The sequence below is a fragment of the Bacillus sp. FJAT-27251 genome (assembly GCF_001273925.1).
GTDB lineage: Bacteria > Bacillota > Bacilli > Bacillales > Cytobacillaceae > Mesobacillus_B.
The window spans coordinates 3,997,460-4,023,113 of sequence record NZ_LIGG01000001.1 but is presented as its reverse complement, the minus strand read 5'-3'; the positions used below and the strand labels follow the sequence as shown (position 1 = coordinate 4,023,113).

Below are 25,654 nucleotides of genomic sequence, written 5' to 3'. Positions count from 1 at the left end.
GTTATGTTACTAGTAAAATAGTAACAGACCCATCCTTATTCTATCAAAAAAGTGGACAGAATGTTTGGATATTTTGAAACGAAGCTAGGAAGATTTAGGTAGAAGGGGGTGATTTTTTTATGAAATTCCGAAGGGTTTTGAAACTTTTTCCAGCCCTCTCCGTATTTATAGCTAAATACTGATTTTTGAGAGGGGAAAAAGATTATGTCTGAAAAAGGTTGTATAAAATGCGGAAGCCAGGATGCCGGAGAGAAGGAAGTGGCCATGACGGGAACAGGATTATCCAAGTTCTTTGATGTCCAGCATAATCAGTTTATAGTGGTGTACTGCAAAAACTGTGGATACTCAGAATTTTATAATAAGGAATCATCTGCCTCCTCCAACCTGCTCGATTTGTTCTTTGGGTAAATTGAAATGAAGTAGGAGGGAGAGAGCGTCGGTGTCAGATCCATTTTTCATGAATGATTTTATGTTTCAATTTGCCCCAGTTTTTATAGGAATCATTTTTGTCATTGTAATCGGCAGTATTTTGTTAACAGTTTTCAAAGGAATAGGAGAGTGGCATCAAAATGAGCAGTCTCCAAAATTAAGTGTCCCTGCAATTGTAAAGACAAAACGAACGCATGTTTCAAAGAGCTCCAATATGCATCATCATCATGACCAGCATATCCACAATTCCTCAAGCACTCACACCAATTATTATGTCACGTTTGAGTTCGAAAGTGGGGATCGAAGCGAATTTCGGGTACACGGCAAGGAGTACGGCCTGCTCTCCGACGGCGACGAGGGAATCTTAACCTTTCAGGGAACCCGATACTTAGGTTTTGAGAGGCAAAAGGACGGTTCTCCTGCTTCATAACCCTGCATGTATAAGCATTCTCCTTTCTATAGATAATATAACGGACATGATAAAGGAGATGATTTTAATGAAAACAAAAGATGATGTTTCAACTGGTGCAAAGGTCACGAAGGATAACCAAATTTATGGTACACCAAATAGCAAGGCCAAAAATGGCACCGGCGACTCCCCGAATGATAATGTCGGCGGTAAAAGCAAGGGACTCGGCCACTAAACGGCAGCCAAGATTTTTGGCTGTTTTTTTATGTTTGCACATTATGGAGGGAATTTTTATGAAATGTAGCTGGGGAGGCATCGGCTGAAATCCGAATGCTGTGCTTATTCGGACTCGAGGAGAGAGAAAGGAGGGCATCAAGTCCGAATCCCGTCTTTATTCGGACAGGATCGAAGGGAGATTGCTGTGGGAAGTCCGAATGCTGTCCTCATTCGGACTCAAGGAGAGGAAAAGGAAGGCATCAAGTCCGAATCCTGGCTTCATTCGGACAGGATCGAAGGAAGATTGCTTTGGGAAATCCGAATGCTGTCCTCATTCGGACTCGAGGAGAGGAAAAGAAGGCATCAAGTCCGAATCCCGGCTTCATTCGGACACTACCAAAAGGGAATTGCCGACTGTGGTCCGAATGATTTAGGGATTCCTGGCCAATGCATAAAATTCCTCATCATCATTGCTTTTATTGTCGATGAGCAAATGGTATAATGAATAGCTTAGATAAACTACAACTATTGCTCATTGGACGGATGCCATAAAGGCCTTCGCCGATGATAACACTTGAGGTGTAAAAAGAATGAACAAACGATGGACAATCGATAAAATTAAAGAGTTTGTCGAGAAAAATTCGGACAGCAAGCTGCTTAGCACAGAATATCATGGATTTTCACAAAAGCTGTTATTTAAGTGTGCATGTGGCAGCAATTTTGAAAAGACATTTACCAAGTTTAAAAATAACCATCAGCGTAAATGTGACGTGTGCCAGCCTCCAAAAGTGTCGCGCTGACCAAGCAAGCGAAATATCAAAGTGCCGATTTGATGACAATGGATTGGCGCTTTTTTATATGGAACGGGAGCAGCAAAAAAATCATGAAAAGGTATAAGCTAAAAAATAATTTCAAAGGCTTAAAAAAAGGGACCCTATTTTATTTAGTTGTTGAATCTGAATTTATCGGAATCAAGGAGTTTGTGTTGCGAACAGAGGATTTCAAAATCAGAATGGCGATCAATGAAAAGGAGCTCCACAAATATTTTGTTCAGTTTTAGATTTTCCAGATTAACATACGGTTTGAAATTTTCAATAATACCCGATAAAAAGTCGGACAAGAATAAGGGAGCTGATTTTATGAGTAAAGCTAAAAGCAAGGGCGGAACAGGCAGAGGCACAGGCAAGAAAGGCTGGAATCGTTGGCAGGCTGGTGCGAAAAAAGCCAAAAGTGCGAAACCTTATCAAAGCAAAGGGGTTAAACATGGGACAAAAACCAGCAATGAAGAGGCCTTTTCAAAAGAGTAACTGCAGCAATAGCTCTGTCGAAAGCGTTAATCCAAGAGGATTGACGCTTTTTTTTGATGGACAGAAGCAGGGGGATAAATTGTAAATATTTGAGAAATATAAAAGTAAAAACAAGGGGGCAGTAATGAGAAGGAAGCAAAAAACAAGTAGGAAGCATTTCTGGCTGATCCTTAGCGTTTTGTTATTAAATGTTTTCCTAAAAATCTTATCGTCAATTTCCAAAATATCACAAAAACCTTCTATACGTCAGTTCTTTTAATTTCCTATATTATTGGCTTTGTAAACGGCATCTTGTTTGGGAGTTCATACCTGTTGGTTTGAACTGGAAGGTGGTTAGATACATACATACCTTCATAGTGAGTCCATTATTGGTCCTGGCATTCCTGGCTAACATCCCAAATTCATTTGGTAAGCAGGCCATTTATTTAGGTAAGTGGGTAATAATGGCCACTGTTGTTGAATATTACATCTATCGCAAGAAGCTTATTCTTTATGCACATGGCTGGAATGTATTTTGGTCCGGTTTCTTATACGCATTGATGTTCTTTTTTAGTCACCTATTTACAAAAAGGCCAATCAAAACGTTGTTCCTGTCTTTTTGCTTCACTGTTTTTTTTATTATTAAATTCAGGGTGCCTTTGAAAAGGAAGCACCTTTCAAGAAATTTCGACCGTTTGGTTGATGTTTATTACCACACTTTTTTAGAAGATATAGTGAGTTATTGGAAATATTGACAGGGGCGTTGTTCATGGATTAACGTCTTTTTATTTAACAGCTTGATTCCATAAAGGAGTATGGCCGCTTTGATACTTGGGTGTATAATGCAAGGGGGGAAGAAAGCAATTTGTATCATGCGGGATACGGAATGCACGAGCGTTTTTATTTCAGAATTCCATTTTTGACTCATTTCTTATTATGCTTGTTTAACATAGCATAAAATAAATAGGAATTCTGGGGGCTCTTATGTGTAATCAAATTAATATTGGCAAAATTTATGTAAACGGGATCGCACAAAATGCAAGCATTAATATAGGAAAAACATTGCACAATAGCCATACTTCCAACGTAAAATTATTTGGCGCCAATTTTTCAATGGGGGATGGTTCACCTGCTAGTTCACTCATTGATACAATGATTCAGGACTCGGATATCAGCGACCAGGGTCAAACTGAAAATCCTTCTTCAGCAGAAAATAGTTAATGAGCATTATCCGATACCATTGAAGCGAATGAACCCTTGGAGTTAGCCTTCATAATTTGCGGAGCATCATTATTTATCCACAAAATATAAGAGGGTCGCTTCTTCAGGCGTGTCCTGAAAATGGAAGTGTTTTTTGGCTGCATGTTTGGGCAGGATGAGGAGCGCATCATCCTTGCTCAATATCTTGCTGTTCCTCGCCGTTTTAAATACAAGGTCACTTACCACCTCAATCGATGAAGCGGTGATAACCCCAACTGGATAAGATTTGGTTCTTCTCTTCGTTGAATTCTTCTGGTAAACTATTACATATTTCATAATATTTCCATCCCCTCGGCTTTCTGTTTTATTCCCGTCTTTGCCAAGGCTGAAACCAAATTTATGGTGAGTGCACATGCAGCCTATTGTTTTTATCCACGTTAAATGATGTAATGCAGCTACATATGATTCTATCAATTTGAAGGCAAGGATGCTCACATGAGCTTTTACTGTATGGCATCCTTGAAAAGGTGACTTAATGGTTAGGACAGTCTATAAACTCAGGCCTGCAGCCTATTGGCGAATCGCCGAGCATGAAAGCTGGTTTTCCGACATGGCGGCTAAGGGATACCATCTAAAAAAGGKGGGATTGCATTTTGCTAAGTTTGTTAAAGGGGAGCCAAAAATTACGAGGTACAGGATAGAAGCTTCCAGCAAAAAGAAGGTGGAGCCAGGAAAAATACAGGAAAACAGTGAAAAAGGGTGGGACTATGTCGATGGCTATCAACATTTTCATGTGTTTTCCTCTCCTGCAGAGCTCAATGCCCTCGAGCTTCATCAAGATCCCTTGGAGTATTCGTCCCAATTAAAAGATGTTGAAAGCCATTTATCCGCGAAGGCTAGCATTTCTTTTTTTGGATTTTTTCTAATGATGCTGCTGATAGCTTCGTTTTGGTTTATTGATAGGACGCCTATGCTGGTTTTGATCGAAGGAGTGGTCATTCCGCAAACAGTTTTAACGTTATTCATTGCAAACACGACTTGGAATCTGCAGCGCGCAGCGAGTTCAATCTCTGCTTTGCGAAGGGATTTGAGAGAAGGAAAGCCAATAGGACATGGCGCTCCCGCAAAGAAGCACCACCGCTTAAGTGCGATAACTGCTTTCATTTTTACATTAATCATTGGTTTAAGCGCTATCCTGCCCATTATCCAGCTTGTGGAAAGCGAAGCAAGTACTTTGCCGGAAACAAGTGATAGCCTGCCGATTGTCCGTTTGGCAGAAGTGGACCAGACCCCGGGGCTCGTGAGGCCGGAGTCTTCCGATATCGATGAAGATATTGACTGGGGCAACTATTACTCCGTCCAATGGAGTCCGTTTGCTCCTGTGCATTATGAAGCATACGAGACAGGTGTGATATCCGGGGAATTGTGGAAGGACGACAGCGGCGAATATTCACCTACCATCCATTCAAGAGTCTTTCAGCTCCGGTTTTCAGGAATGGAAGACCGCCTAATGGCTGACTTAATGAAAAGATACAGTTACGGCTCCAGTGAAAAAAGTTACGCTGAAATAAACCACCCGGATGTTGATTCCCTGGTGATTCATGAAGCAGGGGATTTAAAAGAGGTATTTGCTTCCAAAGGAAAAACGGTCCTATATGTGCAGTATTTCGGTCATGCAGAAATGGAAACCATCATTGAACACAGCATAGGGACGGTTCTTCTTCAGTAGTTTCAGGCCTAACGAAAAAAGAAAGCATTTACTTCCGTCTCCCATAAAAATGCAGCAAGAGAGCCGTCCCCATGTTTCATAATATTTTCCGAATGGGAAAAAATAATCAGAAGAAAGGAGGGATTATGAATGTCTGTGAAAAAGTGGGTAACAGGATTGTTCGTTTTACTTGCAATGATTGTAGTGTTGACAGTTCAAGGATCATTTGGTGTGTTTGCCGAAACTAGTGTTGAAACCCAGCCTATGGAGAGGGTAAATCCTTTTGAGGTCGTGCTAAACGACGATTATTTTAACCCGAAAGTTATTACTATTCCTAGTGGCGCCACAACAACGTTAATATTAAAAAACAAAGGCAAAAAAGAACATACCTTTACAGTGGAAAAGCTTGGAATTGACGCCGAGGTGCGGCCGGGAACAGAAAAAACCATAACCGTTAAACCGAAACAGCCCGGTACCTACGAACTAATATGCCGGTACCATTTCCAGGAAGGGATGGTTGGAAAAGTAGTAGTTAAATAAAAAGCAGGGCAATTTGCCTTGCTTTTTTAATTGGCAAAAATATGCTTATTTTTATTCAGATATTGTAGCAGCAAACTTTTCAGAAGCAGATGGTCACTCGTTTTTTATTAAAATGGGAAATTGAAGTTAGGATGATTAATAACGTTCCACCTTTAATAACGACAAATATAATTATAATGTATTGAACATTCAAGCCATTATAATGAGGTGGAACGATGTATTTTAAGCGGGATATTTCTGTTGAAGTTCGCTTGTTTCAAAAGTCATTCAAAAACCAAAAAAGAACGATAAAACTCATTTTAGGAGCTAATTTGGTTGGGATTGCCGCTATAATGCAAGCTGCCGGCGGCTTTTTACCAGGTATCGGGTATTTAATTAGCCCGCTTGCAACAGCACCTATCCTGATATGCTCCATGTTTTCCATTCCCTTTGGTTTCATGTCCTACCTTTTGACAATTATGATGTTATTCATGCTGCAGCCAGCTGAGCTAATGGTTTTTCCATTAACAACAGGGTTGCTGGGACTTGGGGTTGGGGCATCTTTTTCCGTTTTTAGAAAGAGATTGAGTATTATTTCTGCTGGTGCCATTTCTTTATTATTAGGTATTATGAGTCTACTATACCTTTTTCGTTTTCCGATTCTCGGTCCAGCTTTCTCCGGGTCCTTTTCCATCCTCGCAGCTGGAGGCATTTTTGTATTCGCTTTCTTTTATAGCTGGCTATGGGTTGAGATGGCTCTGTTCTTATTTAAAAGGTTAAAGGTGTTCCGTTAGAATTTATGGTACGATTTCAAAGACTCCGCCCTGGTTAAGGTCGGTAACTTTCGCAGATCCATAAACTCCCAGATAAAGTTTAGTTTGGTTCAGGTTTGTTCCGAGGCTGACAAAATGGGCGGGTTGATTCCCGAATTCATAATCAGTGTTGATCACATGAAAATCATTCTGCTTCCCATTAGGTTTAACCGATGTATAAGCCAACGCCCCTCTGACAGGCTTGGAGTTTTTCCAGGCAAAATCGGTAAACACAACGCTTCCTGTCAGACCAGGAATGCTTCTTCCCAAATACGCTTGCACACCAGTCAGTGCTGTTCCTGCAAACTTTTCGGTCCGGTCATCCTGGTGATAGTAGCTGGTTAATGGATGCAGACGGGAAGATGCAAGTGACACAGCTTCCTGGTAATAAGCCATTGTCTTTTCATCCAAAGGCTGGTTTTCATTACACGCTCTTAGGACTATAGCGGGAAGATCGCCTTCCCAGCCTCTCCAGCCAAAGTTGATCAAACCCTTTGTGTTGTTGGATGTTGCCTGTGTGAGCAGAGGGACGGGAACCGGTTGATAGTGGGTGAATGAAAAAATCGACTCAATCAGTTCCTGCCCGACATTGCCTGCATATTTAATAAACTGATTATGAAACCTTTGGTAGGAAATTCCCGGGATATTGCGCACCCCTTTGGCGATTACCGTCAGCGTTGCCTGTATTGCTGAAGGAAGTTCGTCAAATCGGGTGACAACGGGAAGGTCGCCGGCGGGCGGATTTTTCCTTACATCGATTTCAATGATTTTCCCTGCGATTTCGAGATTATCCTGGCTTAAGTTAAAAGGGTCAAACCCTGAGCCGCCATCTCCTGTTGTCAAAACAAGCCTGCCGGATTCAGGTGAAAAGGTTAAACTGTTGACCCCGTTATGATTAAAAAACGGCCTGCGCAAATGAAGCAATGGCCGCCGCTTGCGGGGCTGGCCATTGGACGGCAGAACCCATTCTTCAACGGTATCGATATGATCATATTGAGTCCCGCGATCGGTCCATCGCAGGTTTAATGAAGCGGGGTCACAAGGATTGGGCTGAAAGGAATCGGAAAGGGCGCCTGGTCCCTGTGTTCCAGCGGCCGAATAATGAATGTAAAACAGCCCGTTATCATAAAATCCGGGATGGAAAGCGAGCCCAAGCAAGCCCCGTTCATCATATCCCCCACCGGAAGCCCCCAGCTTGATGATCCTCGGACGAATATCCAAAAAAGGCCTTAAGCCAGAATCTCCTATGTAAAAGATCTCTCCAACCTGGGTGGCGATAAACAGCCTTTCCATGGAGTCGCCCGGAAGGACCGCTGTTTTTATAACAGTGGGCAAATTAATGTTCCTGGCGAGTGGGCTTAAACCAACCTTCAATTTTCTCAACTCAGCTCGCACTCCTTTTAAAATGTTTTTTATAAGAATATGAGGCAAACGAGCTAAGGAGAATGATAATCTTTGAATGAAGCCGGCTGCCAATGGAAAAAAGCCGATCCAGCGAATCGGCATCCTTCATTTTATGATTCAATTATGAACTTATGCACTGTACGTTTTTGGTTTTGGTGCTTGTTGAATAACAATCCGGCGATTATAAAAATCCAGCAAGAGGCCCATTCCAAACATGCACAGAACCGTACCGATGCCAAGGCCTGTCACATGCCGCTGAAAGAGCATGATAAAAAGGCTGATGGAAATAGGGATGCTCATAAAAAGAATGTTTCCCATTGTATAATTGTTCATCCGCTGTCCAAACGCTTTCAGCAGATAGTCCGGCGGCAAATACACATCGCTTGCCTGAAAGTAAATGCATAGGGCGAGGGCCACAAGATTGATTCCGATGAATAAGTATAAGCCACGGACCCAAATATTCTCAGGGACATAGAGCATGTGATGCAGGTACATAAACAAATCGATCGACAATCCAAAAGCAAAGGCAAGAGCCAAACTTTTAATAACGAGACCCAAAGTGAATTCGACCTTCATTAAGCGGCTAAGGATGAAGGAAAAGAGATTCAATAAAATAATGCACACACCAACAGAGAACGGCAGTACGGTTTCAAGGTTTTGCCCGGCAGCAGTCCACGGGGCGCTTCCCAGGTCGGCAGTGATCATAAAGCTGTTTCCGAGAGCGTTTAATGATATCGAAAATATAAATAATAATGTATTCACAGGCAGATTTTTCATTATGACCTCCGATTTGTCGCGGTGTAAACTTCTAAACCCTGTCAGGAAGGTACCTAAACCTTTAGTTCTAAAAGGTGCTAATGATGATCATTAAAGTGTTCACACATAAAAAAGCATGGGTTTTAATTAGAATACCATGCTTTTTGGTGTATTAAGCCTGTCTATTTATCTTCACGCAGCAAGTAGGTGTTTCCGTCCTGGTCCTTAAAGGTGAACATGGTGCCAAAAGGCATTCTTTGCAATTCGTCCACTTCTACTCCATTTTGATTCATTTTTTCGTAAGCAGACTCTATATCCGTTGTACTGAACAGAATGGAAGGATGGGAAACAGCAGGAGGATTTTGTTGTTCCATTGCTGATATTGAGTATAGAACCAGCGTGGTAAATTCCTCATCACTTGGTCCCACTTCAATCCAAGACATGTTCAGTCCCATTGCTTGTTCGAATTTCAGGGCAAAGCTAACCTTGTTAAGCCAAAAATCTTTTGCCTGTTCCTGATCATTTACATAAACCGTTACTTTACCGATTTTATTAATCCTAAAAGAAAGCTCCTTTAATGTTATATCCTTTATCAAAAATAATTTTACCATTTCATCGATAACAATAGAAGCGCAGGGAGGGTTCTCGTGCATCAACTCATAAGCCCCGCGGCTCCTAATGTACATAAGAAGGGGAATACTCGGGGAACACCGAATTATATTTCTGATAGGTCAAAATATGTATTGGGGGAAAAAGCATGAGGATTCTAATCCTGGGCGGTACGCGGTTTTTGGGAAAAGCACTTGTAGAGGAAGGGCTGAAGAGGGGGCATGATATTACGCTGTTCAATCGCGGGAATCACCGCATCACGGTTCCTGAAGTGAAGCAGCTGATTGGTGACCGGGACGGCGATGTGTCACAGCTGGAAAATCAGAAGTTTGACCTTGTCATGGACACATGCGGCTTCGCTCCGCACCATATCAGGAAAATCGCGGCTGTACTAGATAAGAATATCGAGCATTATACGTACATATCCAGCATTTCCGTTTATAAGGATTGGATTCCTCTCCAAATCACGGAAGATTACAACTTACAGAGCATGACCACGGAGCAGCTGAAAGAGGTAGAAGAAGGACGTGTCTCCCCGTACGAGCATTACGGTGCATTGAAAGTCCTCTGTGAGAAGGAAGCAGAAACACACTGGCCTGGGCGCGTGCTCCAGGTAAGGGCGGGGCAGCTTGTGGGGCAATTTGATTATACAGACAGGCTCCCATACTGGGTTCAACGGACTGAAAAAGGCGGAAGCATCCTCGTGCCAGGACGGCCAGAGCGCCCCGTCCAACTGATTGACATCAAGGATGTGGCCTTATGGGTGTTCAGGATGGCCGAAAATAGAAAAGCTGGCGTTTTTAATGTTACAGGACCAGATTTTGAGTTGACGATGGAAGAACTGTTAAACACATGCAAAAGCGTAACCAACAGCGATGCCACATTCGTCTGGCCACATGAAAAATTTGTGTTGGAACAGAAAATTCAACCATGGACAGAAATTCCCTTATGGATTCCCGAAGAATATCCTTTACCAGGACAAACGCAGCCGTGGAAAGGCGCGAACAGCATCTCCATTAAAAAAGCCTTGGACGCAGGACTTTCTTTTAGGCCTCTTTCAGAAACCATTAACGATGTCCATCAATGGGAAAAAACAAGGGAGTATATAGAAAGGAAAGCAGGAATTCCACGCGAAAAAGAGGAAGAAGTGCTAATCAAGCATTGGCACAGTTCTTCAGTTCATCCAAATAAAAACTGAGACAGAAGAACCGTCCCCATGCATCAGGAGGGATTTGAAGATGAGGTATGAGCAGGTGCAGTTTAGTGATGAACTTAAGCAGAGGATTGAACACACGGAGCGGGCTTTGCAGTCTTATATCGATGCGCTGCTGAGCGAGTATAAACAGGCTTTTGCGGATTTAGAACTGGAGTTTGAGGCTGGTTTGGAGCGGGAAGGAACCGACCCCTTTCAGCCAGGCTACAATTCCTCGGTTTCGATAGGGATTATTGATATAGATGGTGAAGTGCCGTATATACATTTTATTAATATATGGCAATGTGAGCGTACTTTTCTTGGACTTCCGATTTCGATGAACATTCCCGGCAGCAAGGTAACTGGGGAAATGCTTGACGAGACGATAGAAGAAATAAAGGAGGAGCTGAAGGAATTTCTCGAAGAAGTACTGGCGGATGAACGTGAATCACGCGCTTAATGAACAGGGGCTTCAGGCAAGAAAGCTCAGGTTTTAATACCAAACACGTGAAACCTCCATACCGTTAAATCGTATGGTAAATAAAGGGGTGTTTACTATGGATAGCAGGGTCTACTTCAAGGATCAAATGTTTTCGACAGGAAGAACGGATATATATAATGAAAGCCAGGAAAAGGTTGGGGAGCTGGACTTGAAAAGTGCTTTTACTTCCAGCATGAGCGTGGAGAATGCAAATGGGGAACTCCTTGTGGAAGGCAGCTTTCCGTTCCTTTCCGGCAAATGGCTCGTTAAAAGACCTGATGGCACGGAACTGGGGCGAGTTCGTGGGGCGTTTACTTTTTTCTCGAAAAAATATTACTATGAAAAAGATTATGAGAGCTTTGAAATCGAGTCGCCAGCCTTTTCCAGGGAGTACACGATCCTTGATGCCAGCAGGCAAGAGGTAGCAAGCTTCAAAAAGGTGAATGGTTTCTTCCAGTCGGCCGCCTTTGAATTGAATAATGTTTCAGACTCCCTGCTGACAGAAGAGCTGATTGCCATAGTGATGGGGGTCAATGAAATCGAAAAACGCCGAAGAAATGCCAGTGCAAACGGAGGAGCATGAAAGAACGGTTCTCCGGCTTTCTCCAGGATAAGGAATAAAGCAGGAGAACCGTACCCGTGTATCATTTGACTAATTTCATACCAAAGCTTAAGATTTCGAAGCTGGTTTTGAGGATGAACCCGTAATTTTTTTTATGGTCGATGACAATATCTTCATCGAGATGACGGATCACGTCAGGTTGGATGAGGATGGTAATGCCATCGATTGTAAAGGCTTCATCGTTTTCGGACTGCTCAACCTGAGCAAGTTCATACACGTAGGTGGCACTTCAACCAGCCGTCTGGTACTCGTTAAGGCGAACGACTGGATTTTCTCCAAGCAAATCCTTGATTTGCTGGTCCGCATTCTTTGTTAGGGTCACTTTCATTCTGTTTCACCTCTATATATATATTTCCTCTCCTGGCCTAAAAAAAACTTAAGTATGTAATTGGGAGAGGAAGGTCCATTCATTAGTGGACGATGGAAGTATAACATGAATCATCTTTAGGAAGGGGATATAAAGATCTTTGATAGCCGGTCTGTCTGGCGCAAACCCTCCTAGAAGATTTTGGCTGCGAGCATTTTTCTTTGCCATCGTTTAAAAACAGGTTTATAATACGATAATAGTGATAATTAAGCTAGGACCCAGGGCTCTATCATGTCGTGGTCCTTTTTTCATTTAGATTTAGAATTAGGTGGTAGAAGAAATGGAAAAATCTCCTTATCGTGTTTTGCTTTATTATAAATACGTGGCAATTGAAAATCCGGAAGAGTTTACGGCGGAGCATTTGCGTTTTTGCAAGGAGCTTGGCCTGAAGGGACGGATTCTGGTGGCGTCTGAAGGGATCAACGGAACGGTTTCCGGAACCTACGAGGCTACAGAACAATATATGCAGGCAATGAAGCAGGACCCTCGATTTGCTGATATGGTCTATAAAATCGACGATGCAGAAGAGCATGCCTTCAAGAAAATGCATGTCCGCCATCGCCCGGAACTTGTGACCCTAAGGCTGGAGGATGATGTGAATCCACTCGAGCTGACAGGCAACTACCTTGAACCAAAAGAGTTTTATGAAAAGATGCAGGAAGAAGATACCATTGTCATTGACGCGCGCAATGATTATGAATACGACATCGGCCATTTCCAGGGAGCGGTCAAGCCGGAAATCAAATCCTTCCGTGAATTGCCGGACTGGATCAAGGAAAACAAGGAAATGCTTGAAGGCAAAAAGATCCTAACCTACTGCACCGGAGGAGTTCGCTGCGAAAAGTTCTCCGGCTGGCTGAAGAAGGAAGGCTTTGACGATGTTTCCCAGCTTCATGGCGGAATCGTGACGTATGGCAAGGATCCGGAAGTCAAAGGCCAGTTATGGAATGGGCAATGCTATGTGTTTGATAACCGCATCAGCGTTCCAGTCAACCGGGTCGAGCACGTGGTGGTCGGAAAAGACTACTTCACCGGAGAACCATGTGAACGCTATGTGAATTGCGCAAACCCTGAGTGCAACAAGCAAATCCTCGTATCCGAGGAAAACGAACACCGCTATCTAAGAGGCTGCAGCCATGAATGCCGGACACATCCAAGAAACAGATATATCGCCGAGCATAACCTAACAGAAGAAGAAGTAGCTGCCCGCCTGGAGAAAATTAGGTAAACATAGGGGCGGTTCTGCTGCTTCATATGCAGGTCCAGCGAAATCAATATGTTGTTATTCACAAGTTGGACACGGGTTTTTCAAAAAAGCCGAAGAATTGATGCAATTCTTCCGATAATTGAAGCATAACGGTCCGTAATTGATGCAATTCTCCCAGGAATTGATGCAATCAAGCCAAAACAGGGGAGCCGGGCGTGCACGAAACCGGCAATTCCCCAATTTTCTTTGCGAAAGACCCTATATAAATTCACTAACAGGCTGCCAGTCGAAAATCTGGCTGCCTATTTCTTTTGATTATCGTCACATTACAGCCCGAATCATCCCGGAAACCGCAAAAATAAGAGGAAAAGTGAAAAAGATGAAGATACAAAAAGAAAATGCAGAATAATCAGATATAATGGCTGAATTCAGCGAAATTAGACGTTTGTCCTGGGGTAAAATATCTTTTATAGTAAGGGCAAACATCAGATTTCACCTTAGGGAGGGATTGGCATGGAAGATTATTGTGTCTTTTGTGGAATGGAACTCCCGTCCTGGCAAAGGGACGGCCCCTCATGCCAGAACTGCAGGGATGCCATCAGCCAGGCGGCGTATCCAGGCGACCTTTATGGTGGCAATGACGAATTCGACTATGAACCGTTAAATTATGATCGATAAAGCGAAGCACTAAGAAGTCGTCATAATAAATTCCTGAAGGAGGAGTTCAAATTGGCCGCAAAAGGTGGACGTAGGCGCAAAAAGATCGAACGGTTTCTTCAGAAAGAATTTTATCGATTAAAGGGCAATCTTCAAAATGAGAGCCTTACTGCCAACCATATCAAAGAACACACCAGAAAACCCGAATTACAGGAAACCCCACTAAATGCCCTGTGAGCCAAATCCAGATTAAAGAGGTTCAGCTTCATAAGAGGCTGGAGCAGCTTCCTAGAGATAAAGAAAGGTTCAGTGAGACGATTAAGCCTCACTGAACCTTTTTTATTCATCAGTATTCCTGAGCGATTCATTCCGTCCCGTTAAAAACGGGGCACGAAATGGGGGGCGGATAAATCCTTGGGAAGATAACCAGGCACCCTGAACGGCGGAGCTTGCCGGCCTTCGGTTCCACTGGCGGGTAATGAGCCAGGCTATAAAACTGACACCAATCAAAATGCCTTCCAATGAGAAGATATACCAAGGATAAGGTCCGAGTATATCCAATATACTATGGCTGCTTGGTTTATGGCGCAAAAACCAGTAGTTCCCTTCTGACACGTTGTTCATGAATAAAATGGCTGGTAAAAGCAGGTTAATAAACCCGACTATCTTAAGAACAGACATGAAGGAGATGAAATATCCCTTCGCCCAGACAAAGTATAAGGTGACCCATACAACCATCATATGGCTATAGAAAAAATGGAAAAAACGGAAATGCGGGAAACCGTACGTCAAGGCAGGTGTGATGATGGCTTGTGACGCGCCTGCCAGGGCAAGGAAGAATAACAGTTCAAATACAAGTCTGTTTTTTGTCAGCAGCAGGATGACGCTCAGGATGACGGCAATATTGCACAATTCCAGCGGCAGTGACCGGCCCAGCTTCCACAACCCATGCTTGTACATCCAGAAATGATTCACAGCTTCAAATAAAATAAACGAACAAGTGATCAGGATTTCACTTTTCCTCCACTGCCCTTCCCGCAATATTTTTCTGCAGAGGAAAAGGGCAGAAATAATGGAAACAAAGACTCCCAACACAGCGAAATGACTAACCGAAAACATACCGAACTCAAAAAATGCATTGCTGGCTCCAAACCAATCCACATGTACCACCCTCCGGTAAAGGATGAACATAAGTTTTCCATACCAGGAAGTTTTTATGCGAAGTAAGGGGACGGTTCCGCTGCCTCATTGACTTGCGGGCATATAGGAATATTTAAAAAAGACTATCTCGAACTTTAAGATAAAAGCATTTTTTTGTAAGAAAGAAAGTTTCTGTGATATGAGTTTGAAAATAAGCGGAGAAATTCCGCTAAAGTTGGGGAAATACCAACATTTCCCGCAATATAAGGGAAGCTTTTCCGGTTATTTGAATAAAATCCTTAGATTTTGTGCTTTTTAGAGTGGTTAATCGGAAAATCTCCGCTTATTTATGCTTCTTAACCCACTTCTATTTACATTAACCGGAATTTCTCCGCCTATGAATGCCATGCCTGCACGAAAGACAACACCGTAATAACCCCTTCTTGAAAATCATGAGTTCCTCTTCATTCTCATGACCTGGCTTATGGCACCCAAGTCATTTTTTAAAACATCAACAGCATGAAAAATATGGTAAAATGAGCTTGTAAATTAAATAGAATAAGCGCCATAAAAAAGGGAGAATAAACATGTTTCCAACATTAGAAACGGAAAGATTAAGGCTAAGGGAAATAACAAATGATGATGCGGGCGGTATATTCGCCTGCTTTTCAAATGAAAAGGTCCTTCGGTTTTATGGGCAGGATGCTTTCGAGCATATAGAGCAGGCAGAGGCACTAGTTGAATTTTTTGCAAACAGCTACAAGGAGAAAAAAGGCATCAGATGGGGAATTGAGATCAAAGGACAGCAAGGAATAATCGGGACCATTGGATATAATGCCTGGTCTCCGAAGCATAAAAGAGCCGAAATAGGCTACGAGATTCATCCTGATCACTGGAGGAAAGGCTATACCTTTGAAGCGCTCTCCAAAGTGATTGAGTACGGATTTAATGGTTTCGGCCTAACCCGCATAGGAGCCGTTGTTTTCATTGATAATCAGGCATCCAATGAATTGCTGGCGAAGGCCGGTTTCCAGCAGGAAGGGATATTGAGAGATTATATGTACCAAAATGGCGTGGCCCATGATACTTATGTTTATTCCCTGATTAAGGCTAGCAGATTATAATAAGGGGCACCGGAAGATATTTTTTAACAATATTGAGTTATTGGGAGTTGGAAAGTTGAAAAATAGAAAAAGTAAAAAAGACAGGAAGAATGGCTTTTTTAAAGAAATTCTAATTGAATGCAGGGATTCAATCTTATTTGAAGCAGCTTGGAACATCTTGCTGTTTATGCCAAGAATAATGATTCGCTTTATAAAAAACCTTTGGTAAAAGGGTATTTAAAAAAGCTGATTCTCAAATAAAGGATTAATTTCTCAACTAATATTAGGAGGTAACATGTTTGATAAAATTAAGAGCTGGGCGAAAAAATTAAAACAGCAGATATTTATTCTTTACTATGCTTGCAAAGATGATCGAGTACCTTGGTATGTCAAAGCCTTTACTGGTTTTGTTGTCGCTTATGCGTTTAGCCCCATTGACCTAATACCGGATTTCATCCCCATTCTTGGCTATTTAGATGATGTAATTCTGCTTCCGTTAGGGATCTTGTTGGCCTTGAAAATGATCCCAAAGGATGTATTATCTGACTGTGAAATGAAGGCAGAAATAATGATGAGAAACGGTAGGCCGAAGAATTGGATAGGCGGTTTCATTATAATATTTATATGGGTTCTAATTGCAGTTTTGGCCGTGATAAAAATTTATCCTCTATTTACCTGAACGGGTGCTTTGACCTAAAAAAGGATAAGGCGTCTTTTTTTATGAAACGAAAGGTGCTCTTATCCTTTGGCATTTCCCAGATTGTTTAATCCCGCATTGCTCCTGCCTCTCGGGAAGTCATTGAACCTTGTCCTTCACTCACATCTTTTTGAATTTGTTGTTTTACTTTTTGGGGGTCAGTTCCCGCAAAACCTTGTTTCATTATAGAACCCGCATTCTCTTTGCCTTGGTGATTCTGCTGCATAGAAATCCTCCTTAGTTTGTTATTTGACAATCTTATTGTTTGAAAAAATCAACCGGTATATTCAGGGCTAATAAATGAAATATTTGAATGTAAAAACTTAACCTTTACCATTCATAGACCGGCTAGTCTCCCGGTCTATTTTCACTTACTGGTAACTTCCCCGTCTATTGACTCCTTACCAATTTGTTTTCTAATAGTAAACTTTAATTCATACTAATGAAAATTTTATTGACAATCCAAATCTGATTTGGTATTTTACATGGGAACAAAGTTTCATATTAAAAAACTCTAAAACCACAAAAATCTTTATAATGTATGATTTTTTTTATAAAAACAAGATATCTAATAGGAGGTATTACAGATGCAAACTGAAATAATTTATGAACTTCGCCGTCCTAAGAATATGATTCCTGGGAAAAAGTACCCAGCATTGTTTGTCATGCATGGTATAGGAAGCAACGAACAAAATATGCTCTCCCTCGTTAATGGACTGGAGGATTCCTTCTTTATTTTTAGTGTTAGGGGACATTTAACCMATGGAATGGGATTTGCCTACTTTACCATCCAGGGCTTTKGAAAACCACATCGGGAAGTATTCGATGACGGAATCAAAAGAGTAGCTGATTTTATTGATGATGCATCAATCAATTATGAAATAGACCCACAGCAAATATACTTGATGGGCTTTAGCCAGGGAGCCATTGTTTCCATGACCTTGGCACTCACGCTTGGAAAGGTTAAGGGTGTTGTGGCTCTAAGTGGTTATATCCCTCAATTTGTAAAGGAAGAATATAAAATTAACACAGGTAATCTATTATCGGTGTTTATATCACACGGAGAATATGATCAGGTTCTGCCATATGAGTGGGGAAACGAAAATGTCGATTATTTTACGAAGCTTGGGGTGCCCGTGACTTTTAAACTTTATCCGGAAGGGCACACAGTTTCCGCAAAAAACCTTCAGGATTTCCAAGCCTGGATTTTGAATGATTTACGAAAATAAATAAATACGAAAGTTCAAATGAAGATGAAGATCGATTTAACTGTCATTTAACAATCAAAAAGCGCCATGAGTTTCATGGCGCTTTTTGATATGTATTCTTAATGAATCGCAATAGTTAGCCAACAGAAGGGGCAGTAAAGTTGACGAATAAGAAAACTGAAAATATACTTTAATTCAAAAATGGGAAATGGAAAAGAAGAGAATGATAGATGTTTAAAAGATTAGGCCTAGTAATTGTATTATAATAGGGGGTTATTTTTTGATTAAAGGCTTATATGAATCGCATTTACCTGTCAGTAATCTTGAAAACTCGATTGAGTTTTATAAAAAATTGGACTTGGAAATTGCTTATAAACAAGAAAACTTAGTGTTTTTCTGGATTGATAAAGGGAGAAGCTGGCTGGGATTGTGGGAGACCGATAAAGTTCATACACCTTACCATCCTTCCTTAAGACATGTTGCCTTGCAAGTTGATGCAGAGGATATGAACAATATTAAGGGATGGCTGGAAGAAAGAGGGATAGCCGTCTCCACAAATTTTGGATTCCCTCCTGAAAAACAGCCGCTCGTATTACCTAACAATCCTCATGCGCATGCAGCTGTTTACTTTAAGGACCCCGATGGCAATAGTATTGAATTGATTGCTCCGCTAAGGCTGGATTTTCAAGAGGAGTTTAAAATGATGACTTTAAAAGAATGGGAACAAAAAGCCAAGAGTGTGAAGTAATGTGCCTAAACGAAGGCTGAGTTGATCCGAAAAATCGTATAAACAACAACGCCATGAAACTCATGGCGTTTTTTCAATGTTATAGGCAGCAATAATTTTGTACTTTCGAATGGAAAATGGATTAATATAGAAATATAGGATAAATTTTCACAATAAACTAAAGGGAGGGCGGCTATGAATAAATATCTAAAACTCATACTTGGTTTTTTGGCTGCCATCTTATTCGGGATTGGGCTGCTTGTAGCGGTCTTTATATTTGAAATGAAGCCTGATAAAGATGCGGAAGAAAAGATGATGATTCAAGCGGAGCAGTATTTGAATGAAAAATTTAATGAGGACTTCGAGATATATGACGTTTTGTATGACAATATGGGAAACTTTGAATTTGAATATGCTGCCAAGGCGAGGGATAAGAAAACCCATACTCAATTTTTGATTTACTATGATAGTGAAACCAATCAAATGGTCGATACCTATAGGACTGATAAATGGGAAGATGATTTAGGAACTGAAATACGTCCATTTATTAAAGAAACCTTTGGGGAGACAACGGAAGTGTTTGTTTTCTTTACCAATGAAAATATTGGGCAGGAATATAATAAGGATCCTATTAACATTGGAAGTTATAAAGAGGTGGATGCGGCACCGACAATCCGTATCAGGATTCCCCGAGAAAGGAGTGCCATGGACGATAAAAATCTTAATGAAGTACTCTCTTTTCTGAAAAGTGAAGTTCAATTGCAAAGCGGTTCGGTTTTCATTGAATATATCGCTGATAATGGTGAAATTTTGGATGAAGAATGGTGGAGGGAATTTTAGTTGCTTCTTAAAACGGAGCCTAAAGCCTAAATAGGTAGCTGCTCTTTTCACCTGAATGAATGTTTCAGTCCCCTCTATTTTAGGGCGTGGGGGACTGAACTCACACAGCGACAGCGTGGCAGGTTCACCTTTTCCTTGCGTGAAACTGACGATGGAGATCACGGACTTGCTCCGCCAGTTCAGGAACAGGTCCGTCTATTGGCGTATCAGTGATAACTTCCTGGATGGAAAGGTTCCGAACGCGCGAAGCAGAAACCCCCATTTCACTCAGCCATTGTGCCAGCTGATCGGACGAACTTGCATAAACGATCCGGCCTAATCCAACCCAGCCATGGGCCGCAGCGCACATAGGGCAATGTTCTCCTGATGTATATACTGTCGCGGCACTTCTTTCTTCGGGTGTCATGTTGGCGGCAGCCCAGCGCGCCAGAGCGAATTCAGGGTGCTGGGTATGGTCACCGCCAGCAACATGGTTATGGTCTTCTGCAAGCACGTCTCCATTGGCCGACACCAGGACAGAACCGAATGGCTCGTCCCCTTTTTCAAGCGCGGTTTTTGCCAATTCAATACAACGTCGAAGGTGTTTCAAATCGGAATCACTTAGCATATTTCAATCCTCCTAGTGCTTTTCATATTTAATCATCAGAGAAGTAATGAAACCTATAAAACAACCATACCACTTTCCACATAAGCGTCAAACTAAGAACCATCAGGAGGGATTAAATGAAGAATGAAAATAACCTGAAAACGATTAACTGGACTATTTTTATCATCGTTTTAGTGACGGCGGTGATTACTGCAACGATCACACTATATGACCTAACCAACACTCATGCGATTGGTGAAGAGGCACAGTCCCGTGCAGGGTTCCGTTGGGGGACGCTCCATTTTATCATCTCCATTGCCATGTTGATCATTTCCATCTTTTTAGCAAAAGGCTGGAAACAGTTATTTCCGTTTAACGTTCCTATTGCTATCATTCTTGTAGGTTTTTCATATGTATTGTTTTTCCTTACCTTTACGATTGGATGGGTCGGTATACTAGGAATGCTTGGCTTCCTGATTGCCATGTTAATAGCCCTGATTTTAATCAGTTCCTATTCCATTTATTTTCTAATGAAACGCCGCAAGACTGCGAAGCAAGGGGACGGTTCTGCTGCCTCATTAAATAGAAAGGGTGATTGAGTGAACTTTATAAAGGGGAAATATAAGAGATTTGATCAATTGGCCAATCATTTGAATTCCGCTGCTGACACTACAAACACCTATCTCGTTGGAATTGATGGCTTTGGCGGTTCAGGAAAAAGTACATTGGCGGCTAAAATAGCTGAACATTGTGCGGATGTCACTATTGTGCACATGGATGACTTTTATCTTCCATCAGCAGAAATCATCCAAGCACATCCCACTGAAAAACCGATCGGAGCCGATTTTGATTGGCAGCGTCTATTAAAACAAGTGATCGAACCGCTGAGCCAAGAACAGGAAGGCCATTACCAGCGATATGATTGGGGAAGTGATGCCCTGGCAGAATGGCACAGGGTCCCGCTTGGCGGAATTGTCATCATTGAAGGCGTTTACACTTTACGGGAGGAGTTATCACACCATTATGATTTAAAGATTTGGGTGGACTGTCCGCGTGAAATAAGGCTCTCCAGGGGTATTGAAAGAGATGGAGAAGAAGCCCGCGATATGTGGGAAAAGAATTGGATGCTATCTGAGGATCTTTATTTTGAAAAGCAGAAACCGATTTTAAGGGCTGAGCTTGTTGTCGAAGGTACAAGTTAAACATTGTGTAAATATTATTTCTATTAAAAAAGCATTCATGTGATGTATGAATGCTTTTTATATTTTTAAGTGAAATTAAATATCCTTCTTTAAAAATGTTTACTAAGGAGGCAAAAAAGAGGACAATATAAATATTCTTTTTCTTCTTGTATTTGTTTTAATTCCAAAATTTGACATAGGGGTTAACTTTGTATGGATAAAATGAAAAGGAATTTTGAACATTTATCACCGGCTCAAATCATTGTAACTTTTTATTTGATTGCAGCGTTCATAGCGGTAGCTCTTTTCAGCTTGCCTTTCGCCACCAAACCGGGTGTGGAGCTTGCCTTTCTGGATGTATTGTTCACTGCGGTGAGTGCAATCAGTGTAACCGGGCTGGCCGTAGTCTCCACTCCCGACACCTTCAGTACAGCGGGGATTTTCATCCTGATGTTTGTCTTGCAATTCGGGGGAATTGGAATCATGACTCTCGGAACGTTTTTTTGGCTGATCCTCGGAAGGAAGATCGGGCTGAAGGAAAGGCGGCTAATCATGACGGACCAGAACCAGTCGACATTGGCGGGGCTTGTCCGGCTGATGAAGAATATTTTGTTCATTATCCTGGCCATTGAACTGGTTGGTGCTGCCATACTGGGGACTTATTTTTTAGCGTATTTTCCAACCTGGCAGGAAGCGTATCTGCAAGGTTTGTTCGCCTCAGTGAGCGCAACGACGAATGCCGGTTTTGATATTACCGGGGAATCCTTGGTGCCTTTTGCAAGTGATTATTTCGTTCAGATCATTAATATCCTGCTCCTGACGCTCGGGGCAATTGGCTTTCCCGTTCTGATCGAGATAAAGGATTATGTGAAAAACAGGAAACTCAATCGATCCAATCATTTTTCATTATATACAAAACTGACCACAACCACGTTTTTTACGTTAATGTTTGTTGGAACTGCTGCCATTTTACTATTGGAATCCGGACGTTTTTTTGGCGATAAATCCTGGCATGAGTCATTCTTTTATGCATTCTTTCAATCGGCTACGACCAGAAATGGCGGTTTGGCCACGATGGACGTTAGCCAATTTTCAGAGCCAACCCTGCTTGTGATTTGCTTGTTAATGTTCGTCGGGGCTTCACCAAGCTCTGTGGGAGGCGGAGTGCGGACCACCACCTTTGCGATCACTATCCTATACATATATAACTTTTCAAGGGGGCGGAAAAGCCTGAAAATCTTCCGTCGCGAATTGCTTCAGGAGGATATCCAAAAATCAATGGCGATTATGCATACTGCGCTTGCGATCTGTTTTCTCTCTGTGATAGCCCTTAGATTTACGGAGCCTTTTTCCTTAATGGAGATTTTGTTCGAGGTATGCTCTGCTTTTGGGACTACTGGCTTATCAATGGGAATAACATCTGAGCTCAGCAGTGTTGGCAAGACGATTATTATTATGCTGATGTTCATAGGCCGGATTGGAATTCTTTCCTTCATCTTTATTTTTACAAAGAAGCAAACCGAGGAACATTTCCATTATCCGAAGGAGAGGGTCATCATTGGATAATTGTTCATGGAATATACCGTTAGTGGAATTTAAAAGGAGAATAAGGGAGCTGGAATGATGATTGATTATAATGGGCGAAAATTTGTTTCTACCGAAAATACCGAAAACGGGGAGGTTTCTTCAAAAACGATTTTTGAATATAAGCAAGAGGGGAACATTATTTCGGCTGCATACAGTGGAGGACAAATTGTCAAAGGCGCATTGGTAGGGATTGTGAAAGAGAACGACTGCCTGGAGTTCAGATATAATCATGTGAATAGGAATAATGAAATTAGAGGAGGGAAATGTGTTTCCACTCCTGAAATCCTGCCTGATGGCAGGATCAGGCTGTTGGAAAAATGGCAATGGCTGGATGCCGAAAAGACGGAGGGAAGTTCCGTTATCGAGGAAATTAAATAAGCAGCGCTGGGGGGCGGTTCTCCTGCTTCATATGAATTATGAAGCAGGAGAACCGTCCCTTTGTTTCAATAAAAAAATGATAAGAAAGGATAAATATTTATTGAAAAACGATAAATTTGGTGGTAAATTAGATTCATAACGTAGAGGTGAGGTGTTTTGAGATGAAACGAGGTTCAACCCTGTTTTTAAAAATGGCGGTTATTCTTATAGGAGCTCCGGTTCTTGCTTTGGGGATATTCGGGCTGTTTTGGCTGTCCAGGAATCCGGCAAATCCTGATTATGCCCATATCTTGTATCCAATTGTCATAGGCATGTATGTATCCGTGATTCCTTTTTTTGCTGCCTTGTATCAGGCTTTTAAACTTTTAAGCTATATTGACAAAAACCAGGCATTTTCTGATTTGTCTGTTCAAGCTTTAAAGAGGATCAAATACTGTGCGATAACCATCAGTGGTTTGTATGTGGTCATATTGCCATTTGTCTATATAGTAGCGGAGCTCGACGATGCACCGGGGCTTATCATCATTGGAATGGTTCCCGTTTTTGCTTCCCTGGTCATCGCTGTATTTGCTGCTGTCCTTCAGATGCTTTTAAATGAGGCGATTGAAATAAAATCGGAAAATGACTTAATAGTCTGAGGTGAAAACAATGGCCATTATAATCAATATTGACGTGATGCTGGCGAAGAGGAAAATGAGTGTGACAGAACTTTCGGAGAAGGTTGGAATTACCATGGCCAACCTGTCCATTTTGAAAAATGGAAAAGCAAAAGCCATCAGGTTCTCCACATTAGAAGCGATTTGCAAGGCTTTGGACTGCCAGCCGGGAGATATACTGGAATACCGGAGGGACGAAGATTCGATATAATGCTGGATGGCGGCAGGCGTATTTTGAAGCAGGGATTTCTCCTGCTTCTTTTTTTAGTTTATCGATAACACTGCAGCCATAAAATAATATAGGAATACAGCTGCCCCATTCGTTGCAGCAAAATTAGGACCCGTATACAGTAAGAATGTTATAATAAAATTTATTCTTTCAAACCTACAAGGTGTCGAAATGGGAAATTAGTAAATATTAATTCAAGTCAAAAAGGTGGATACAGGATGAATGGACGTTTACCCATTAGCATAAATGGCACCGATGCCCTCAATAGTATTGGAGAAAATATTATTATCGCGGATAAAGACTATAAAATCGTTTGGTTTAATTCAAGAGCAAAGGAATTGTTCGTTTCTTTAGCTCCATTATATAACCTAAAGAACGTAGATGAAGTGATTGGCATGAGTATGGATTTCTTCCATGAGCACCCTTCACACCAGCGGCAAATCATGGCAGGGCTGCAAGATGGGCATAGGGCAAGGATTCATATAAAAAATAGCTTTGTCGCAGATATCGTAATATCTCCCATAAGGAGCACCGATAACCAAAACCAGGATGTTGAAGGTTACATGGTCATGCTCATGGATGTGACAACTCAAGCAGAAGAAGAAAAGAATATGAGGAAGAAAATCAGGGAGTTATCTGCTCCAATTTTAAATATATGGGATAAAACCATCGCGATTACCCTTGTTGGGGAACTTGACATGGACAGGGGGGAACGATTATTCCGGCAGTTTTGGAAGAGGGCAGTTCAACGGGAATAGAATATGTCATGATCAGTTTCAGGGGTGTAAAGCAATTTGATGAAAGTGTAAGGCAAACGGTACTAAATTTACATAATTGCTTAAAGCTATTGGGTGTCCAGTGTATAGTGGTAGGGATTAAGCCAGAATTAGCAATAAGCATTGGAGAGCTGAATAATATCGCTACTTTTAGAGATGCCCATGAAGGATTGAAGTATGTGATGAAGCTTCAAGAAACCCATTAACAAAAGCATCTTTTCCATTAAAAAACAGCTTGCACTGCCCAAAAGTGCAAGCTGTTTTCCTTTCTGCCGAACGGCTAAATCAAATTCATCCTTAATCCCTTTATAATTAATTCCCAATGTACTGTACAGGGCGTAAGCAGCCTGGTTAAAAAGGGCGCAGGAGGAGTGGGACAGGGAATGAGCTGACCCCCAAATGTTAGAGTTTTGATTATGCAGCTAATTGGCTGGTATGGTTCCGGTATTGAACCGGGCTCATACCAGCCAATTTTTGCTTAATACGTTTGTTATTATAATAATCTATATATCTCCCAATTCTCTCAGTTAACTCTTTAACCGTACACAATGCCTCGCCATAATACATCTCTTGTTTTAGAATGCCAAAAAAGTTCTCCATGGGGGAGTTGTCTAAACAGTTTCCTTTTCGTGACATACTTTGAAAAACCTTATTTTCCTTAAGTGCCTTAAC

39 protein-coding genes are annotated in these 25,654 nt (G+C 41.6%); 30 read left to right on the top strand and 9 right to left on the bottom strand.

Annotated elements, in window-relative coordinates; translation table 11 throughout:
• Positions 1-204: 204 nt before the first annotated feature.
• The 7 genes from ADU22_RS18935 (at position 205) to ADU22_RS18905 (ending at position 3,561) form a co-directional block, all read left to right on the top strand.
• A complete protein-coding gene (locus ADU22_RS18935; RefSeq protein WP_053363557.1) occupies positions 205-408 on the top strand; it encodes a zinc ribbon domain-containing protein in 204 nt (67 codons plus the stop codon).
• Positions 409-439: 31 nt separating this feature from the next.
• The gene (locus ADU22_RS18930; protein ID WP_053363556.1) at positions 440-859 is read left to right on the top strand and encodes a DUF2500 domain-containing protein; all 420 of its coding nucleotides are present in this window, start codon (positions 440-442) and stop codon (positions 857-859) included.
• Between the two features lie 67 nt (positions 860-926).
• A complete protein-coding gene (locus tag ADU22_RS25060; RefSeq protein WP_197280091.1) occupies positions 927-1,073 on the top strand; it encodes a hypothetical protein in 147 nt (48 codons plus the stop codon).
• 186 nt (positions 1,074-1,259) lie between these two features.
• Positions 1,260-1,556, top strand: a complete 297-nt coding sequence (locus tag ADU22_RS18925) for a hypothetical protein (RefSeq protein WP_053363555.1) — start codon at positions 1,260-1,262, stop codon at positions 1,554-1,556.
• 88 nt (positions 1,557-1,644) lie between these two features.
• Positions 1,645-1,854, top strand: a complete 210-nt coding sequence (locus ADU22_RS18920; RefSeq protein WP_053363554.1) for a hypothetical protein — start codon at positions 1,645-1,647, stop codon at positions 1,852-1,854.
• Between the two features lie 339 nt (positions 1,855-2,193).
• Positions 2,194-2,361: a DUF3934 family protein gene (locus ADU22_RS24395; RefSeq protein ID WP_082252929.1), complete on the top strand. Its 168-nt coding sequence runs from the start codon at positions 2,194-2,196 to the stop codon at positions 2,359-2,361.
• A 963-nt stretch (positions 2,362-3,324) separates the two neighbouring features.
• Positions 3,325-3,561, top strand: a complete 237-nt coding sequence (locus tag ADU22_RS18905; RefSeq protein ID WP_053363551.1) for a spore germination protein — start codon at positions 3,325-3,327, stop codon at positions 3,559-3,561.
• A 69-nt stretch (positions 3,562-3,630) separates the two neighbouring features.
• On the opposite strand, the gene ADU22_RS24805 is transcribed toward ADU22_RS18905, so the two are convergent.
• Complete coding sequence (locus ADU22_RS24805; RefSeq protein WP_156324400.1) at positions 3,631-3,876, bottom strand: hypothetical protein; 246 nt, start codon at positions 3,874-3,876, stop codon at positions 3,631-3,633.
• Between the two features lie 199 nt (positions 3,877-4,075).
• Here ADU22_RS24805 and ADU22_RS18895 point away from each other — a divergent pair, with 199 nt between their 5' ends.
• The 3 genes from ADU22_RS18895 to ADU22_RS18885 all read left to right on the top strand — a co-directional run bounded on the left by ADU22_RS18895 (position 4,076) and on the right by ADU22_RS18885 (position 6,561).
• Positions 4,076-5,269 (top strand): DUF2812 domain-containing protein, encoded by a 1,194-nt coding sequence (locus tag ADU22_RS18895; protein ID WP_053363549.1) that lies wholly within the window; start codon positions 4,076-4,078, stop codon positions 5,267-5,269.
• A gap of 129 nt (positions 5,270-5,398) precedes the next feature.
• Positions 5,399-5,788, top strand: coding sequence for a cupredoxin domain-containing protein (locus tag ADU22_RS18890; protein WP_053363548.1), 390 nt, complete (start codon positions 5,399-5,401; stop codon positions 5,786-5,788).
• A gap of 215 nt (positions 5,789-6,003) precedes the next feature.
• Positions 6,004-6,561, top strand: a complete 558-nt coding sequence (locus tag ADU22_RS18885; protein ID WP_053363547.1) for a hypothetical protein — start codon at positions 6,004-6,006, stop codon at positions 6,559-6,561.
• 3 nt (positions 6,562-6,564) lie between these two features.
• On the opposite strand, the gene ADU22_RS18880 is transcribed toward ADU22_RS18885, so the two are convergent.
• The 3 genes from ADU22_RS18880 to ADU22_RS18870 form a co-directional block, all read right to left on the bottom strand.
• Positions 6,565-7,962 (bottom strand): PQQ-dependent sugar dehydrogenase, encoded by a 1,398-nt coding sequence (locus tag ADU22_RS18880; protein WP_053363546.1) that lies wholly within the window; start codon positions 7,960-7,962, stop codon positions 6,565-6,567.
• Between the two features lie 150 nt (positions 7,963-8,112).
• Positions 8,113-8,760: a YczE/YyaS/YitT family protein gene (locus tag ADU22_RS18875; RefSeq protein ID WP_053363545.1), complete on the bottom strand. Its 648-nt coding sequence runs from the start codon at positions 8,758-8,760 to the stop codon at positions 8,113-8,115.
• 161 nt (positions 8,761-8,921) lie between these two features.
• Positions 8,922-9,335, bottom strand: a complete 414-nt coding sequence (locus ADU22_RS18870) for a VOC family protein (protein ID WP_231687914.1) — start codon at positions 9,333-9,335, stop codon at positions 8,922-8,924.
• Positions 9,336-9,496: 161 nt separating this feature from the next.
• Here ADU22_RS18870 and ADU22_RS18865 point away from each other — a divergent pair, with 161 nt between their 5' ends.
• The 3 genes from ADU22_RS18865 (at position 9,497) to ADU22_RS18855 (ending at position 11,604) form a co-directional block, all read left to right on the top strand.
• Positions 9,497-10,546, top strand: coding sequence for an NAD-dependent epimerase/dehydratase family protein (locus tag ADU22_RS18865; RefSeq protein ID WP_053363544.1), 1,050 nt, complete (start codon positions 9,497-9,499; stop codon positions 10,544-10,546).
• Between the two features lie 40 nt (positions 10,547-10,586).
• A complete protein-coding gene (locus ADU22_RS18860; RefSeq protein ID WP_053363543.1) occupies positions 10,587-11,000 on the top strand; it encodes a hypothetical protein in 414 nt (137 codons plus the stop codon).
• A 97-nt stretch (positions 11,001-11,097) separates the two neighbouring features.
• Entirely contained in the window at positions 11,098-11,604 is a 507-nt protein-coding gene (locus ADU22_RS18855; protein ID WP_053363542.1) for an LURP-one-related family protein, read from the top strand.
• Between the two features lie 61 nt (positions 11,605-11,665).
• Here ADU22_RS18855 and ADU22_RS18850 read toward each other — a convergent pair whose 3' ends face one another.
• Complete coding sequence (locus ADU22_RS18850; protein ID WP_053363541.1) at positions 11,666-11,860, bottom strand: hypothetical protein; 195 nt, start codon at positions 11,858-11,860, stop codon at positions 11,666-11,668.
• 430 nt (positions 11,861-12,290) lie between these two features.
• Between ADU22_RS18850 and trhO the strand changes: the two genes are divergently transcribed.
• The 3 genes from trhO (at position 12,291) to ADU22_RS24795 (ending at position 14,111) form a co-directional block, all read left to right on the top strand.
• Positions 12,291-13,238: an oxygen-dependent tRNA uridine(34) hydroxylase TrhO gene (gene trhO, locus ADU22_RS18845; RefSeq protein WP_053363540.1), complete on the top strand. Its 948-nt coding sequence runs from the start codon at positions 12,291-12,293 to the stop codon at positions 13,236-13,238.
• Positions 13,239-13,730: 492 nt separating this feature from the next.
• Positions 13,731-13,895: a hypothetical protein gene (locus ADU22_RS24800; RefSeq protein WP_156324399.1), complete on the top strand. Its 165-nt coding sequence runs from the start codon at positions 13,731-13,733 to the stop codon at positions 13,893-13,895.
• A gap of 51 nt (positions 13,896-13,946) precedes the next feature.
• Entirely contained in the window at positions 13,947-14,111 is a 165-nt protein-coding gene (locus tag ADU22_RS24795; protein ID WP_156324398.1) for a hypothetical protein, read from the top strand.
• 102 nt (positions 14,112-14,213) lie between these two features.
• Here the strand turns inward: ADU22_RS24795 and ADU22_RS18840 are convergent, their stop codons facing one another.
• The gene (locus tag ADU22_RS18840; protein ID WP_069188016.1) at positions 14,214-15,035 is read right to left on the bottom strand and encodes a YwaF family protein; all 822 of its coding nucleotides are present in this window, start codon (positions 15,033-15,035) and stop codon (positions 14,214-14,216) included.
• A 566-nt stretch (positions 15,036-15,601) separates the two neighbouring features.
• Here ADU22_RS18840 and ADU22_RS18835 point away from each other — a divergent pair.
• The 3 genes from ADU22_RS18835 (at position 15,602) to ADU22_RS18830 (ending at position 16,796) form a co-directional block, all read left to right on the top strand.
• The gene (locus ADU22_RS18835; protein ID WP_053363539.1) at positions 15,602-16,138 is read left to right on the top strand and encodes a GNAT family N-acetyltransferase; all 537 of its coding nucleotides are present in this window, start codon (positions 15,602-15,604) and stop codon (positions 16,136-16,138) included.
• 55 nt (positions 16,139-16,193) lie between these two features.
• On the top strand, positions 16,194-16,346 hold the full coding sequence (locus tag ADU22_RS24790; RefSeq protein WP_156324397.1) for a hypothetical protein: 153 nt from the start codon (positions 16,194-16,196) through the stop codon (positions 16,344-16,346).
• 66 nt (positions 16,347-16,412) lie between these two features.
• The gene (locus ADU22_RS18830) at positions 16,413-16,796 is read left to right on the top strand and encodes a YkvA family protein (RefSeq protein WP_053363538.1); all 384 of its coding nucleotides are present in this window, start codon (positions 16,413-16,415) and stop codon (positions 16,794-16,796) included.
• Positions 16,797-16,881: 85 nt separating this feature from the next.
• On the opposite strand, the gene ADU22_RS25055 is transcribed toward ADU22_RS18830, so the two are convergent.
• Positions 16,882-17,040 carry a hypothetical protein gene (locus tag ADU22_RS25055; RefSeq protein ID WP_197280090.1) on the bottom strand — a complete coding sequence of 53 codons (159 nt, stop codon included), beginning with the start codon at positions 17,038-17,040 and terminating at the stop codon, positions 16,882-16,884.
• 361 nt (positions 17,041-17,401) lie between these two features.
• On the opposite strand from ADU22_RS25055, the gene ADU22_RS18825 reads away from it, so the two are divergent.
• From ADU22_RS18825 to ADU22_RS18815, 3 genes are all read left to right on the top strand, one after another.
• A complete protein-coding gene (locus ADU22_RS18825; protein ID WP_053363537.1) occupies positions 17,402-18,043 on the top strand; it encodes an alpha/beta hydrolase in 642 nt (213 codons plus the stop codon).
• Between the two features lie 259 nt (positions 18,044-18,302).
• On the top strand, positions 18,303-18,770 hold the full coding sequence (locus tag ADU22_RS18820; protein WP_053363536.1) for a VOC family protein: 468 nt from the start codon (positions 18,303-18,305) through the stop codon (positions 18,768-18,770).
• A gap of 174 nt (positions 18,771-18,944) precedes the next feature.
• A complete protein-coding gene (locus ADU22_RS18815; RefSeq protein WP_053363535.1) occupies positions 18,945-19,589 on the top strand; it encodes a hypothetical protein in 645 nt (214 codons plus the stop codon).
• A gap of 124 nt (positions 19,590-19,713) precedes the next feature.
• On the opposite strand, the gene ADU22_RS18810 is transcribed toward ADU22_RS18815, so the two are convergent.
• The gene (locus ADU22_RS18810) at positions 19,714-20,196 is read right to left on the bottom strand and encodes a nucleoside deaminase (RefSeq protein WP_053363534.1); all 483 of its coding nucleotides are present in this window, start codon (positions 20,194-20,196) and stop codon (positions 19,714-19,716) included.
• 116 nt (positions 20,197-20,312) lie between these two features.
• On the opposite strand from ADU22_RS18810, the gene ADU22_RS18805 reads away from it, so the two are divergent.
• The 8 genes from ADU22_RS18805 (at position 20,313) to ADU22_RS25560 (ending at position 25,188) form a co-directional block, all read left to right on the top strand.
• Positions 20,313-20,774, top strand: a complete 462-nt coding sequence (locus ADU22_RS18805) for a hypothetical protein (protein ID WP_053363533.1) — start codon at positions 20,313-20,315, stop codon at positions 20,772-20,774.
• 39 nt (positions 20,775-20,813) lie between these two features.
• On the top strand, positions 20,814-21,377 hold the full coding sequence (locus tag ADU22_RS18800; protein WP_053364661.1) for a uridine kinase family protein: 564 nt from the start codon (positions 20,814-20,816) through the stop codon (positions 21,375-21,377).
• A 192-nt stretch (positions 21,378-21,569) separates the two neighbouring features.
• Positions 21,570-22,922, top strand: a complete 1,353-nt coding sequence (locus tag ADU22_RS18795; RefSeq protein WP_502688749.1) for a TrkH family potassium uptake protein — start codon at positions 21,570-21,572, stop codon at positions 22,920-22,922.
• 57 nt (positions 22,923-22,979) lie between these two features.
• A complete protein-coding gene (locus ADU22_RS18790) occupies positions 22,980-23,321 on the top strand; it encodes an avidin-fold protein (RefSeq protein ID WP_197280089.1) in 342 nt (113 codons plus the stop codon).
• A gap of 161 nt (positions 23,322-23,482) precedes the next feature.
• Positions 23,483-23,959, top strand: coding sequence for a DUF2975 domain-containing protein (locus ADU22_RS18785; protein ID WP_053363532.1), 477 nt, complete (start codon positions 23,483-23,485; stop codon positions 23,957-23,959).
• 10 nt (positions 23,960-23,969) lie between these two features.
• Positions 23,970-24,188, top strand: coding sequence for a helix-turn-helix domain-containing protein (locus ADU22_RS18780; protein WP_053363531.1), 219 nt, complete (start codon positions 23,970-23,972; stop codon positions 24,186-24,188).
• Between the two features lie 236 nt (positions 24,189-24,424).
• Positions 24,425-24,964: a hypothetical protein gene (locus ADU22_RS18775; RefSeq protein ID WP_053363530.1), complete on the top strand. Its 540-nt coding sequence runs from the start codon at positions 24,425-24,427 to the stop codon at positions 24,962-24,964.
• An 8-nt stretch (positions 24,965-24,972) separates the two neighbouring features.
• On the top strand, positions 24,973-25,188 hold the full coding sequence (locus ADU22_RS25560) for an STAS domain-containing protein (protein WP_053363529.1): 216 nt from the start codon (positions 24,973-24,975) through the stop codon (positions 25,186-25,188).
• A gap of 208 nt (positions 25,189-25,396) precedes the next feature.
• Here ADU22_RS25560 and ADU22_RS18765 read toward each other — a convergent pair.
• Positions 25,397-25,654: IS3 family transposase (locus tag ADU22_RS18765; protein ID WP_156324426.1), on the bottom strand; the 258-nt coding region annotated here is incomplete at its 5' end.

Coding starts and splice junctions, on each gene's coding strand:
- ADU22_RS18935 (WP_053363557.1), top strand. CDS start 205: ATGTCTGAAAAAGGTTGTATAAAATGCGGAAGCCAGGATGCCGGAGAG.
- ADU22_RS25060 (WP_197280091.1), top strand. CDS start 927: ATGAAAACAAAAGATGATGTTTCAACTGGTGCAAAGGTCACGAAGGAT.
- ADU22_RS18920 (WP_053363554.1), top strand. CDS start 1,645: ATGAACAAACGATGGACAATCGATAAAATTAAAGAGTTTGTCGAGAAA.
- ADU22_RS24395 (WP_082252929.1), top strand. CDS start 2,194: ATGAGTAAAGCTAAAAGCAAGGGCGGAACAGGCAGAGGCACAGGCAAG.
- ADU22_RS18905 (WP_053363551.1), top strand. CDS start 3,325: ATGTGTAATCAAATTAATATTGGCAAAATTTATGTAAACGGGATCGCA.
- ADU22_RS24805 (WP_156324400.1), bottom strand. CDS start 3,876: ATGAAATATGTAATAGTTTACCAGAAGAATTCAACGAAGAGAAGAACC.
- ADU22_RS18890 (WP_053363548.1), top strand. CDS start 5,399: ATGTCTGTGAAAAAGTGGGTAACAGGATTGTTCGTTTTACTTGCAATG.
- ADU22_RS18885 (WP_053363547.1), top strand. CDS start 6,004: ATGTATTTTAAGCGGGATATTTCTGTTGAAGTTCGCTTGTTTCAAAAG.
- ADU22_RS18875 (WP_053363545.1), bottom strand. CDS start 8,760: ATGAAAAATCTGCCTGTGAATACATTATTATTTATATTTTCGATATCA.
- ADU22_RS18865 (WP_053363544.1), top strand. CDS start 9,497: ATGAGGATTCTAATCCTGGGCGGTACGCGGTTTTTGGGAAAAGCACTT.
- ADU22_RS18860 (WP_053363543.1), top strand. CDS start 10,587: ATGAGGTATGAGCAGGTGCAGTTTAGTGATGAACTTAAGCAGAGGATT.
- ADU22_RS18855 (WP_053363542.1), top strand. CDS start 11,098: ATGGATAGCAGGGTCTACTTCAAGGATCAAATGTTTTCGACAGGAAGA.
- trhO (WP_053363540.1), top strand. CDS start 12,291: ATGGAAAAATCTCCTTATCGTGTTTTGCTTTATTATAAATACGTGGCA.
- ADU22_RS24800 (WP_156324399.1), top strand. CDS start 13,731: ATGGAAGATTATTGTGTCTTTTGTGGAATGGAACTCCCGTCCTGGCAA.
- ADU22_RS18835 (WP_053363539.1), top strand. CDS start 15,602: ATGTTTCCAACATTAGAAACGGAAAGATTAAGGCTAAGGGAAATAACA.
- ADU22_RS18830 (WP_053363538.1), top strand. CDS start 16,413: ATGTTTGATAAAATTAAGAGCTGGGCGAAAAAATTAAAACAGCAGATA.
- ADU22_RS25055 (WP_197280090.1), bottom strand. CDS start 17,040: ATGCAGCAGAATCACCAAGGCAAAGAGAATGCGGGTTCTATAATGAAA.
- ADU22_RS18815 (WP_053363535.1), top strand. CDS start 18,945: ATGAATAAATATCTAAAACTCATACTTGGTTTTTTGGCTGCCATCTTA.
- ADU22_RS18810 (WP_053363534.1), bottom strand. CDS start 20,196: ATGCTAAGTGATTCCGATTTGAAACACCTTCGACGTTGTATTGAATTG.
- ADU22_RS18805 (WP_053363533.1), top strand. CDS start 20,313: ATGAAGAATGAAAATAACCTGAAAACGATTAACTGGACTATTTTTATC.
- ADU22_RS18795 (WP_502688749.1), top strand. CDS start 21,570: ATGGATAAAATGAAAAGGAATTTTGAACATTTATCACCGGCTCAAATC.
- ADU22_RS18790 (WP_197280089.1), top strand. CDS start 22,980: ATGATTGATTATAATGGGCGAAAATTTGTTTCTACCGAAAATACCGAA.
- ADU22_RS18785 (WP_053363532.1), top strand. CDS start 23,483: ATGAAACGAGGTTCAACCCTGTTTTTAAAAATGGCGGTTATTCTTATA.
- ADU22_RS18780 (WP_053363531.1), top strand. CDS start 23,970: ATGGCCATTATAATCAATATTGACGTGATGCTGGCGAAGAGGAAAATG.
- ADU22_RS18775 (WP_053363530.1), top strand. CDS start 24,425: ATGAATGGACGTTTACCCATTAGCATAAATGGCACCGATGCCCTCAAT.
- ADU22_RS25560 (WP_053363529.1), top strand. CDS start 24,973: ATGATCAGTTTCAGGGGTGTAAAGCAATTTGATGAAAGTGTAAGGCAA.